At 72.5% G+C, this 10,119-nt stretch carries 11 protein-coding genes; 2 read left to right on the forward strand and 9 right to left on the reverse strand.

What is annotated here, in order from left to right; translation table 11 throughout:
- Positions 1 to 271: 271 nt before the first annotated feature.
- Genes ACWD6N_RS36500 through ACWD6N_RS36510 form a run of 3 tightly spaced genes read right to left on the reverse strand, consistent with a single transcriptional unit; the run spans position 272 to position 2,236 of the window.
- Complete coding sequence (locus ACWD6N_RS36500) at positions 272 to 922, reverse strand: DUF3618 domain-containing protein (RefSeq protein WP_354965621.1); 651 nt, start codon at positions 920 to 922, stop codon at positions 272 to 274.
- Positions 919 to 1,386 carry a phage holin family protein gene (locus ACWD6N_RS36505; protein WP_354965622.1) on the reverse strand — a complete coding sequence of 156 codons (468 nt, stop codon included), beginning with the start codon at positions 1,384 to 1,386 and terminating at the stop codon, positions 919 to 921. The genes ACWD6N_RS36500 and ACWD6N_RS36505 overlap by 4 nt, the downstream gene beginning before the upstream one ends.
- Before the next feature lie 31 nt (positions 1,387 to 1,417).
- The gene (locus tag ACWD6N_RS36510; RefSeq protein WP_354965623.1) at positions 1,418 to 2,236 is read right to left on the reverse strand and encodes a hypothetical protein; all 819 of its coding nucleotides are present in this window, start codon (positions 2,234 to 2,236) and stop codon (positions 1,418 to 1,420) included.
- 230 nt (positions 2,237 to 2,466) lie between these two features.
- Here ACWD6N_RS36510 and ACWD6N_RS36515 point away from each other — a divergent pair, with 230 nt between their 5' ends.
- Both ACWD6N_RS36515 and ACWD6N_RS36520 read left to right on the forward strand, forming a co-directional pair.
- Positions 2,467 to 2,958, forward strand: coding sequence for a DUF4383 domain-containing protein (locus ACWD6N_RS36515; RefSeq protein WP_354965624.1), 492 nt, complete (start codon positions 2,467 to 2,469; stop codon positions 2,956 to 2,958).
- A 72-nt stretch (positions 2,959 to 3,030) separates the two neighbouring features.
- Positions 3,031 to 3,690: a DUF6766 family protein gene (locus tag ACWD6N_RS36520; RefSeq protein ID WP_354965625.1), complete on the forward strand. Its 660-nt coding sequence runs from the start codon at positions 3,031 to 3,033 to the stop codon at positions 3,688 to 3,690.
- A 25-nt stretch (positions 3,691 to 3,715) separates the two neighbouring features.
- Here ACWD6N_RS36520 and ACWD6N_RS36525 read toward each other — a convergent pair whose 3' ends face one another.
- From ACWD6N_RS36525 to ACWD6N_RS36550, 6 genes are all read right to left on the reverse strand, one after another.
- Entirely contained in the window at positions 3,716 to 4,165 is a 450-nt protein-coding gene (locus tag ACWD6N_RS36525; protein ID WP_387323636.1) for a GNAT family N-acetyltransferase, read from the reverse strand.
- Between the two features lie 70 nt (positions 4,166 to 4,235).
- Positions 4,236 to 5,708, reverse strand: coding sequence for a GTPase ObgE (obgE, locus tag ACWD6N_RS36530; protein ID WP_354965627.1), 1,473 nt, complete (start codon positions 5,706 to 5,708; stop codon positions 4,236 to 4,238).
- A 93-nt stretch (positions 5,709 to 5,801) separates the two neighbouring features.
- Positions 5,802 to 6,056, reverse strand: a complete 255-nt coding sequence (gene rpmA, locus ACWD6N_RS36535) for a 50S ribosomal protein L27 (protein ID WP_074313740.1) — start codon at positions 6,054 to 6,056, stop codon at positions 5,802 to 5,804.
- 11 nt (positions 6,057 to 6,067) lie between these two features.
- A complete protein-coding gene (gene rplU / locus ACWD6N_RS36540) occupies positions 6,068 to 6,382 on the reverse strand; it encodes a 50S ribosomal protein L21 (protein WP_074313742.1) in 315 nt (104 codons plus the stop codon).
- Positions 6,383 to 6,548: 166 nt separating this feature from the next.
- A complete protein-coding gene (locus ACWD6N_RS36545) occupies positions 6,549 to 7,058 on the reverse strand; it encodes a hypothetical protein (RefSeq protein WP_354965628.1) in 510 nt (169 codons plus the stop codon).
- A gap of 129 nt (positions 7,059 to 7,187) precedes the next feature.
- Positions 7,188 to 10,119 (reverse strand): Rne/Rng family ribonuclease (locus ACWD6N_RS36550; protein WP_450006546.1); only part of this gene is annotated, 2,932 nt, incomplete at its 5' end.

Below are 10,119 nucleotides of genomic sequence, written 5' to 3' on the forward strand. Positions count from 1 at the left end.
GCCCCTCGACCACGGAGTAGAACTCGGCGGTGCCCAGCCGCACCCCGCCACGGTTGAGGGTGGCGTCCGAGCCGCGACGTCGGAGTGTGACGGCTGCCAACCATCAGGGCAGCCCCCTAGGAAGCCTGGCGGTGGTGGGGCTGGTCCCTCTACGGCGACACCCGCCTCCGCCGGGCCGCCCACTCGACCCGCGCGCTGCGGCCCCGCTGACAACGCGACAGCTCGCGGACACCGAGGTGGCCGCGAGCCGTCGGGGTTGGTACGGGTGGGGTCAGGAGCTGACCTGCTGGCGGGACTGCTGCGCCTGGTCTTTGACGTCCTGTGCGGCCGACCTGCTGTCGTCCTTGACCGCGTGCACCGCGTCCTGGGCGGTGGACTTCACTGACTCCGCGGCGTGCTGAGCCGGCTCGCGCAGCTCCTCCTTGAGCTCGCTGGCCACCTCGCCCAGCTTCTCCGTCACCACCCCGCTGTGCTCGCTGGCCTTCTCCTTGAGCTGGGTCGCGGCCTGCTGCTCCCGGCGGGTGGCCGGAATCAGCGACGAGGCGAGCCAGCCGACGCCGAACGCGATCAGGCCGGCGGCCAGCGGGTTGCCCTCGGACTTCTGCCGGATGACCCGCGGCGCGCTGTGGGCGGCGGCGCTGACGGTGGAGGCCGCCGACTGCGCGGCGTCGCTGACGCTGGAGGCCGCCGACGAGGCGCGGTCGCCCACCGAGTGGGCGGCGTGGCCGGTGCCGTGGCCGAGGTCAGACGCGGTTCCCATGACCTTGTCCCTCACATTCTGCAGCGCGGAGCGGGCCCGCTGCTTACGGTCGTCGACGATGCGGCTGGGGCTGACCTTGTACGCCAGCGCGTCCACGTCGGAGCTCAGGTTGTTGCGGGTGGCTTCGATCTCCCGGCGGATCTGGTCGGGATCGGTGCTCATCGGGTGACTCCCTCCGGGTGGGGCTTGAGCGCGTCGGGGATCCGCTGCACGCTGTCGTTGGTCTGCTTGAGCCCGCGTACGTGCTGGGCGTTCTTCTTGGCCATGGAGTAGAGGACCCCGGCGACCACGGCCCAGATCACGGCCACGATCAGCGCGGCCAGGCCGGAGTCCATGACGTTGTCCAGGAACTGCCACACGGCGATGGACACGAAGAGCGCCACCATGTAGCCGCCGAAGCCGGCGCCGCCGAAGAGCCCGGCGGCCTTGCCGGCCTTCCTGCCCTCCTGGCGGATCTCGGCCTTGGCCAGCTCGACCTCCTGGCGCATCAGGGTCGACAGGTCACTGGTGACCTGGCGCATCAGCTCACCGAGCGAGCTGCCCTTCACCTCCGCCGCGCTGTGCGGGGCACCCGCGTCGGGGTGGTAACCGGAGTCCAGTCCGGACCCCTGCGTCGGCATCGTCATGCCGTCGCCTCCCTTCGGATGACTCGGTGGCTCACGGGCGGGTGCTGCCGCCGGACGGCACGCCCGGCAGCGGGTCGGTCTGGCTCACCGGCGGCAGCGGCTGGCCGGTGCCGGTCGGCTCGGCGTACCCGCCGGAGGTCGGCTCGGCGTAGGCGCCGGGGGTCGGCTCGGCGTAGGCGCCGGGGGTCGGCTCGGCGTAGGCGCCGGGGGTCGGGTCGAGGTAGCCGCCCTGCGGAACGGCGTCCGGCACCGTGCGGGGCGCCGGCGGCGTCGGGATCACCGCGGTCTGCTCCGGGTCGTACGCGCCGGCGCCGCGGTGACCCGTCGAGCCGTTGCCGGAGTCGTCGCCGGCGGCGGAGATGCTGCGGGTCAGGCGACCGGCCAGCACGCCGAGCACCGCCGCGCCGACCAGGAAGGTGCCCGGGTTGCGCCGCGCGTAGTCGCGTACCTCGGTGATCAGGTCGCCGGGCTCGCGCTCCTCGAGCCAGCCGGCCACGCCGTGCACCCGGTCGGCGGCCTGGCGGGCCAGCTCGCTCACCGGGCCGGCCTGGCCACCCTGCTCGGCCATCGAGCACATCTCGTCGGCGAACGAACGCAGCCCACCGGCCGCGCGGCGCTGCTGCTCGCCGGTCTGGCTGGCGAGCTGGTTGCGCGCCTCGCCGTAGAGGTTGCGGGCCTGCCGGGCCGCCTCACGGCCGACCTCGGTGCCCTGCTCCTTCGCGGTCTGCGCGACCGCGCCACCGGCGTGCGCGGCTTCGGATCCAACCTGGCGGGCCTGGTCGCGGACGCCTCCGCCGTTGGTCGACTCCTGCCCGTACGTGGAAGACGTGGGTGACAGATCGTAAGTCATGATTTCCCTTCCGCTCGGAAAGTCGTCGCGGTTGTGCTGGGGGGATGCGACCGCGCTGCCGCGGCCGCTGACGATTCACCTACCCTGCGTTCCGGCTTCCATGCCTCTTCGTGCATTTCTCTGCGCGGCCGGTGGGATCGACTTCAAAATGGAGGATCGTCGGGCTGCGTCACGTCGCCGCTGCGGACAGTGAGGTTCGCGGGGCCGGCAGATCCACGGAGGGGGCAGCGATGGCACGAGACGCGCGAGGGGGCCGACCAACCGGCCCCCGGCCTCGGGTGCAGACGGCGGCACTGATCGTGGCCGGCGTCTTCCTGCTGATCGGCATCCTCGGCTTCATCCCCGGCATCACCACCGACTACGGCGAGCTGCGGTTCGCCAGCCACCACTCGGACGCCCGGCTGCTCGGGCTGTTCCAGATCTCGATCCTGCACAACGCCGTACACCTGCTGTTCGGGCTGGTCGGCCTGGCGCTGGCCCGCAGCATCGGCGGCGCCCGGCTCTTCCTGGCCGGAGGCGGTGCGATCTACCTCGCCCTCTGGCTGTACGGCCTGGCGGTCGAGGCGATCGACGAGGACGGCGGGGTGAACATCCTGCCGGTCAACGCCGCCGACAACTGGCTGCACCTCGCGCTCGGCTTCGGCATGCTCACGCTCGGGTTGCTGCTCTCCAACCAGGTTGGCACCGGCGGACGTCTCGACACGCCGATCGACCGGCCCTGAACTGGCGCTTGAGCGGTTTGGCGGTCATCCCGGCAGGGGTATCCCGGGGGTGATTCGCGAAAGAGGTGTGACATGCCCCGTTGGCTGCGCGACAACGCCCTGACCGTCGCCATGCTCGGCGCGTTCCTGGTCTTCCTGGTGCTGCAGAGCGTCTTCGGCTGGCAGACCCACAACGAGGAGCTGACCGAGTTCGGCGCGGCGCCGCTGAGCTGGCCGGCCTACCTGACCAGTGGGCACTTCGCGGAGGCGGTCTTCGAGAACTGGGAGTCGGAGTTCCTCCAGATGGGCGGGTACGTGCTGCTCACCGCGCACCTGGTGCAGCGGGGTTCGGCCGAGTCGAAGCCGGTGGACCAGACCGACCGGCCGGAGGACGACGAGCGCCGGGCCACCCCGCAGTCGCCCTGGCCGGTACGCGTCGGCGGCCTGCCGCTGGTCGTCTACCGCAACAGCCTCTCCATCGCGCTGCTGCTGATCTTCGCTGGCTCATTCGTCGGCCACCTGCTCGGTGGCACCGCCGCGTACAACCAGGAGCAGGCGTTGCAGAGTGGCGCACCGCCGATCGGGGTGTGGGACTTCCTCGGCACCAGCGACTTCTGGTTCCAGTCCATGCAGAACTGGCAGAGCGAGTTCCTCGCGGTCGGCGCCCTGATCGTGCTGAGCATCGTCCTGCGCCAGCACGCTTCGCCGGAGTCGAAGCCGGTCACCGTCGCGCACGCCAGCACCGGCGCCTGAGCGCCGGCACCGCGGCACGGGGCCGTCAGGCCGCGACCGGCAGCCGCTTGGCGAAACAGACGCTGTACGGGTTGTGCACGTACTCGCCGTACGCCGGGATCCGGTCGTAGCCGCACGAGGTGTAGAGCCCGATCGCGGCCGGCAGGTAGGTGCCGGTCTCCAGGCAGACCACCGAGTGCCCCTGGCGGAATGCCAGCTCCTCCAGCGCGGCCAGCAGCTGGCGGGCGATGCCCCGACCTCGGGACGCCGGACGGACGTACATCCGCTTGACCTCGCCGGTGGCGGCGTCGATCGACTGGAGCCCGCCGCAGGCGACCGCCCGGCCGTTCACCACCACGGCGAGGTAGCGGATGTCGTCGTGGGTGACGGTGACCTGCCCGTCCAACCCGCCGTCGGCCTCGCGCACCTCACGCTGCTGCGCGGTGACCAGTGCGGCGATCTCCGGATCGATGGCGGGCCGAGCTTCGATCAGCATCACCCCACGCTAGGCGGGGTGGATTTCGCGGAGGTTTCCGGCAATCAACCCGATCACGGAGCGCAACGGGCTATTCGGCGTCGTCCTCGTCGTCGATGTCGACGATGTCGTCGGACGCGTCGGCGCCCACCTCGTCCCCGGAACGCACCCGGCGGGCCTTGCGGGCGGCGAGCCGCTCGGCCGCACGAGCCCGGTTCGACCTCGCCTCCAGCCGGACGTCGGTGCCCCGGTTGCCGGGCGTGAACTCCACGCCGGCGTAGAGCGTCGGCTGCCAGTCGAACTCGCGCTCACCGATCCGGACCAGGTCGCCGGGCTGCGCGCCGGCCTTGGCCAGCTTGTCCTCGACCCCGAGCCGGGCCAGCCGGTCGGCCAGGTAGCCGATCGCCTCGTCGTTGTCGAAGTTGGTCTGCTTGACCCACCGCTCCGGTCGGACGCCCCGGACCGTGAACGAGCCGTCGGTCTCGGCCGTGATGGTGAAGCCCTCGTCGTCCACGGCCGTCGGCCGGATCACGATCCGGGTCGGCTCGGCCGGCGGCGCGGCCTTGCGCTGCGCGTCGACCAGCTCGGCCATCGCGTAGGTGAGCTCCTTGAGCCCCTCCCGGGTGGCCGCGGAGACCTCGAACACCCGGTAACCGCGCTCCTCCAGGTCGGGGCGCACGATCTCGGCGAGGTCGCGGCCGTCCGGCACGTCGACCTTGTTCACGGCCACCAGTCGCGGCCGGTCGGCCAGCCCGCCGTACTCGTTCAGCTCGGCCTCGATGGTCTCGATGTCGGCGACCGGGTCGCGGCCCGGCTCCAGCGTCGCCGAGTCGATGACGTGCACCAGCACTGCGCAGCGCTCGATGTGCCGCAGGAACTCCAGGCCCAGCCCCTTGCCGGTGGCCGCGCCGGGGATCAGGCCCGGCACGTCGGCGACGGTGAAGGTGTGGTTGTCCACCCGGACCACGCCGAGGTTGGGCACCAGGGTGGTGAACGGGTAGTCGGCGATCTTCGGCTTCGCGGCGGAGATCACCGAGATCAGCGACGACTTGCCGGCCGACGGGAAGCCCACCAGGCCCACATCGGCGACGCTCTTGAGCTCCAGCACCACGTCGAGGTGGTCGCCGGGCTCACCCAGCTCGGCGAAGCCGGGAGCCTTGCGCTTGGCGTTGGCCAGCGAGGCGTTACCTCGCCCGCCACGCCCGCCGCGGGCCACCTCGAAGGTGGTGCCGGCGCCGACCATGTCGGCCAGCACGGTGCCGTCGAGGGTCTGCACCACGGTGCCGTTGGGCACCTTGAGCACCAGTTCGTGGCCGTTGGCCCCGTCCCGGTTCGACCCCGCGCCACCCTTGCCGCTGTCGGCCTTGACGTGCGGGCGGAAGTGGAAGTCGAGCAGCGTGGTCACCTGCGGGTCGACCACCAGGGACACGCTGCCGCCGTGCCCGCCGTTGCCGCCGTCCGGCCCGCCGAAGGGCTTGAACTTCTCGCGGTGGATCGAGGCACAACCGTGCCCGCCATCGCCGGCCTGCAAATGCAGCACGACCCGGTCAACGAACGTCGCCACGGCGTCAATCCTTCCAGCGAGGTTCGACCCCGCACTGCGAAAAAAGCGAAGCGGGCCGGGACCCGGAGGTCCGCGGCCCGCAAAGCTTGAGAGCTACTGCTGCGGAACGATGCTGACGGTCTTGCGACCGCGCTTGGTGCCGAACAGGACCGCACCGGCGGACAGCGCGAACAGCGTGTCGTCGCCGCCACGGCCGACCAGGTCGCCGGGGTGGAACTTGGTGCCGCGCTGCCGGATGAGGATCTCACCGGCGCTGACAACCTGACCACCGAAGCGCTTCACGCCGAGTCGCTGGGCCGCGGAATCACGACCGTTACGCGAGCTGGACGCACCCTTTTTGTGAGCCATTGGAGGACGACCTACTTCCCGCTGGAGATGCCGGTCACCTTGACCTGGGTCAGCGGCTGGCGGTGACCCTGGCGCTTGTGGTAGCCAGTCTTGTTCTTGAACTTGTGGATCTTGATCTTCGGGCCCTTGGTGTGCGCGGCAATCTCGCCGGACACCGCGACCTCGGCAAGCTTCGCCGCGTCGGTCACCAGGTCGTCACCGTCGACGAGGAGCACTGCGGTGAGCTTCACCGCGTCACCGGGAGCACCGGTGAGCTTCTCGACCTCGATCACGTCGCCCTCGGCGACCTTGTACTGCTTGCCGCCGGTCTTGACGATCGCGTACATCGGAGGCGGACTCCCTGTCGTTGAGGCTGCTGGCGGTCGTCCCCGCGGCGGCTCGCCGGGTAGCAGTGCACGGCGGCGCGGGCACACGGGAACTCGGCACACCAAAAGTGCGCCGCAGGCAAGAGTACGCCATCGCAGGCCCGGACCCCAAACCGGCCCGCCCTGGTCAGCGCGGGCAGAGCTGGTCGAGGCGCTGCTGGAGCCGATCCAGCTCGGTCTCGTCGATCGAATCGACGTCCGCGCCGAGCGCGGCGACCTCGGTGCCGATGTCGGTGAGCAGCGTCTTGAGCTGCGGGTCGGTGGCCCGGGCCGACTGTTCCCGCAGCGCGGTCCGCCAGCCGGCCAACGCGGCCTCGGCCCGCTCGCGGGCCGCCTCGGCGGCGGTGGTGTCCCCGGCGCCCACCGCGGCGAGCATCTGGCCCACCTCCGCCACGTACGTCTCGAGCGCGGTGACGCCGGCCTGCTGCGCGACGGCGCAGACCTGCGCGGCGCTGCCACCCACCGGCGTGCCGGTCGACCCCGCTGGTGTACCGGCCGACCCGCCCCCGGGCCCCGCCGTCGGGCCGGAACCCCCGGTGGCCGTGCCGGTCGGGCCTTCGCCGGGCCGGTCGGTGGAGCAACCCGCCCCGGCGGAGAGCGCGGCGACCAGCACAGTGACGGCGAGCAGACGACGCATCTTCTTCTCCTGACCGGGGGTGGCCGATCGCGGACCGGGGTGGCGGGACGGCGAGGTCCCTCCCCCGTCACTTTGCCGGGGAAGGGACCTCATCAAACACCGGGCCGGTCAGACCGGCCGGTCAGCTGCTCAGGGGCGGGTCCGTCGGCGGGCGCCACCCCGGCGGGAGCGACGCCGGCCCGCGCCACCCTCGGTGCTCTCCTCGTCGGCGTCGCCGTCGGCGAGCGCGTCCGGGTCGTCCGCGGCGGCCAGCCGGGCGGACTCGCCCCGCTGGCTGTCGGAGACCGCCGGCGCGGCTGCGGTGTCCGCCTCGTAGCGGGACAGGTCGTAGCCCATGGTGTCCACGTAGTCGGCGTCCGGCTCGGTGCCGGTGTCGCTCTCGACGACCTCGGCCACCGCCTTCTCGGCCGAGGCGCTCTTGCGCGCCCGACGGCGGGACGACGCGCTGCCCTGCTCGGCGGGCGGGGCGGCGGCGACCGACGAGGCGACCGCCTTGACCTTCTCCCCCGCCCCGTTGGCGCGTGGCTTCTCCGGCACCGGCTCGGTGTGGATGATGACGCCTCGGCCCTTGCAGCACTCGCAGGTCTCGCTGAACGCCTCCAGCAGGCCCGCGCCGATCCGCTTGCGGGTCATCTGCACCAGGCCGAGCGAGGTGATCTCGGTGACCTGGTGCTTGGTGCGGTCCCGGCCCAGGCACTCGGTGAGCCGGCGCAGCACCAGCTCACGGTTCGACTCCAGCACCATGTCGATGAAGTCGATCACCACGATGCCGCCGATGTCGCGCAGCCGGAGCTGGCGGACGATCTCCTCCGCCGCTTCCAGGTTGTTACGGGTGACCGTCTCCTCCAGGTTGCCCCCGGAGCCGGTGTACTTGCCGGTGTTGACGTCGACGACCGTCATGGCCTCGGTACGGTCGATCACCAGCGAGCCGCCGGAGGGCAGGAAGACCTTGCGGTCCAGGCCCTTGATGATCTGCTCGTCGATCCGGTACTCGGAGAACACGTCACTCGTGCCGACGTGCCGGCGCACCCGGTCGACCAGGTCCGGGGAGACATGCGACAGGTACGACTCGACAATGTCGTACGACTGCTCGCCCTCGATCACCAGCTCGCGGAAGTCCTCGTTGAAGAGGTCCCGGACCACCCGGATGACCAGGTCGGGCTCCTCGTAGAGCAGCACCGGCGCGCCGCCCTCGGCGGCCTTGGCCTGGATGTCCTCCCACTGGGCCTGGAGGCGCTTGACGTCGCGGGCCAGCTCGTCCTCGCTGGCGCCCTCGGCGGCCGTCCGGACGATCACGCCCGCGCCGTCCGGGACGAGCTTCTTGAGCACGTCGCGGAGCCGCTTGCGCTCGGTGTCCGGGAGCTTCCGGCTGATCCCGGAGGCGTTGCCGTTGGGCACGTAGACCAGGTGCCGGCCGGAGAGCGCGATGTGGCTGGTCAGCCGGGCGCCCTTGTGCCCGATCGGGTCCTTGGTGACCTGGACCAGCACCGAGTCGCCGGAACGCAGCGCCTGCTCGATCGAGCGGGCACGCCCCTCCAGGCCGGAGGTGTCCCAGTTGACCTCGCCGGCGTACAGCACCGCGTTGCGGCCCCGGCCGACGTCCACGAACGCCGCCTCCATGCTGGGCAGCACGTTCTGCACCTTGCCCAGGTACACGTTGCCGGCCATGGTGCCGGAGGAGTTGCGGGTGACGTAGTGCTCGACCAGCACGCCGTCCTCCAGGACGGCGATCTGGGTCCGGTCACCGCGCTGACGCACGGCCATCACCCGGTCGACCGCCTCCCGGCGGGCCAGGAACTCCGACTCGCTGAGGATCGGCGGCCGGGTACGCCGCTGCTCCCGGCCGTCCCGGCGGCGCTGGCGCTTGGCCTCCAGCCGGGTCGAGCCCGACACGCCCTGCACCTCGTCGACGGTCCGGCGCGGCTCGCGGATCTTGACCACGGTCGGCACGCCGTCGTCGGCGGCACCCTCGGTGTCACCGGCACCGCGGCGGCGGCGACGCCGGCGGCGCCGGGTCAGCCCGTCCCCGCCCTCGGACTCCTCGTCCTCGTCGCCCTCGGCCTCGGCCTCGGCGGTCTCCTCCTCCTCGGCCTGCGCGGCCTCGTCGGACTCCTCGTCCTCGGCGTCGTCGGCACCGCCCTTGCCCCGGCCACGGCCACGGCGACCACGCCGGCGGCGGCGGCGCGCGGCGGCGCTGTCCTCGTCGTCCTCATCCACCTCGGCGGCCTCGTCGGCCTCCTCGGTCGGCTCCTCCTCGGCCTCAATTGCCTCGACCGGTTCCACCGGCTCGGCGTCGCGGCGACCGCGCCGCCGCCGGCGGGACGGCTCGGCGGCCTCCTCCGCGGCCGGCTCCTCGGCGAACGGAGCGGGCTCCGCCGGCCGGGTCACCGGCACGGCGTCCGGCTGCGGCGCCATGAACAGCACGGTGGGCGCGGAGAGCGCCGCCCGCCGGCGGCGGGTCCGCGGCTGCTCCGGCTCGATGATCTCGGCCGGCTCGATCGGCTCGTTGGCCAGACCGGCCACGGCCGCGCCCGGCGGCACCTCGCCGGAGCCCTCCTGCGCGCCGCTGGTCCGGGCCGGTTCGGCGGCGATCTCCGCCTCGTTCAGCTCGGCTTCGGCCTCGCGCAGGTCGGACTCCGCCGGCGTCTCGGCGACCGGCTCCTCGACAGCGGCGGGCTCTTCGGCGGCGGGAGGCTCCTCGACAGCGGCCGGCGTGGCCTTCTTCCGCCGGGTGCGGGTCACCTTGACCGGGGGGACCACCTCGGGCGTGGCCTCCTCGGCGGAGGCCGCGACCAGCGGCTCCTCGGCGGCCTTCTCCACCGGGGCGGCCTTGCGGCGGCGCCGGGGGGTCTTCGGTGGGGTGTCCAGGTCGCCGGAGATCGGGGCGAAGACCTCCGCCTGTGGCGACTCGCCAGCGCCGGCCCCACCGGTGGGCGCCTCGACCGGGGCCTCGGCCTGCTCCGGTTGGTTGAGTGGTGCCGCCCGACGACGGGTCGTCCGGGTACGCCGCGCGGGCGCGGCGGGCTCGGCGCTGTCCGCGCCGGCCGGGTCCAACGCGGCC

It is taken from the genome of Micromonospora sp. NPDC005163 (assembly GCF_053599835.1).

Excerpts from the sequence above, each read along its gene's own strand:
- ACWD6N_RS36505 (WP_354965622.1), bottom strand. The coding sequence starts at position 1,386 with ATGACGATGCCGACGCAGGGGTCCGGACTGGACTCCGGTTACCACCCC.
- rpmA (WP_074313740.1), bottom strand. The coding sequence starts at position 6,056 with ATGGCTCACAAAAAGGGTGCGTCCAGCTCGCGTAACGGTCGTGATTCC.
- rplU (WP_074313742.1), bottom strand. The coding sequence starts at position 6,382 with ATGTACGCGATCGTCAAGACCGGCGGCAAGCAGTACAAGGTCGCCGAG.
- ACWD6N_RS36515 (WP_354965624.1), top strand. The coding sequence starts at position 2,467 with ATGGCACGAGACGCGCGAGGGGGCCGACCAACCGGCCCCCGGCCTCGG.
- ACWD6N_RS36545 (WP_354965628.1), bottom strand. The coding sequence starts at position 7,058 with ATGCGTCGTCTGCTCGCCGTCACTGTGCTGGTCGCCGCGCTCTCCGCC.
- ACWD6N_RS36510 (WP_354965623.1), bottom strand. The coding sequence starts at position 2,236 with ATGACTTACGATCTGTCACCCACGTCTTCCACGTACGGGCAGGAGTCG.
- ACWD6N_RS36525 (WP_387323636.1), bottom strand. The coding sequence starts at position 4,165 with ATGCTGATCGAAGCTCGGCCCGCCATCGATCCGGAGATCGCCGCACTG.
- ACWD6N_RS36500 (WP_354965621.1), bottom strand. The coding sequence starts at position 922 with ATGAGCACCGATCCCGACCAGATCCGCCGGGAGATCGAAGCCACCCGC.
- ACWD6N_RS36520 (WP_354965625.1), top strand. The coding sequence starts at position 3,031 with ATGCCCCGTTGGCTGCGCGACAACGCCCTGACCGTCGCCATGCTCGGC.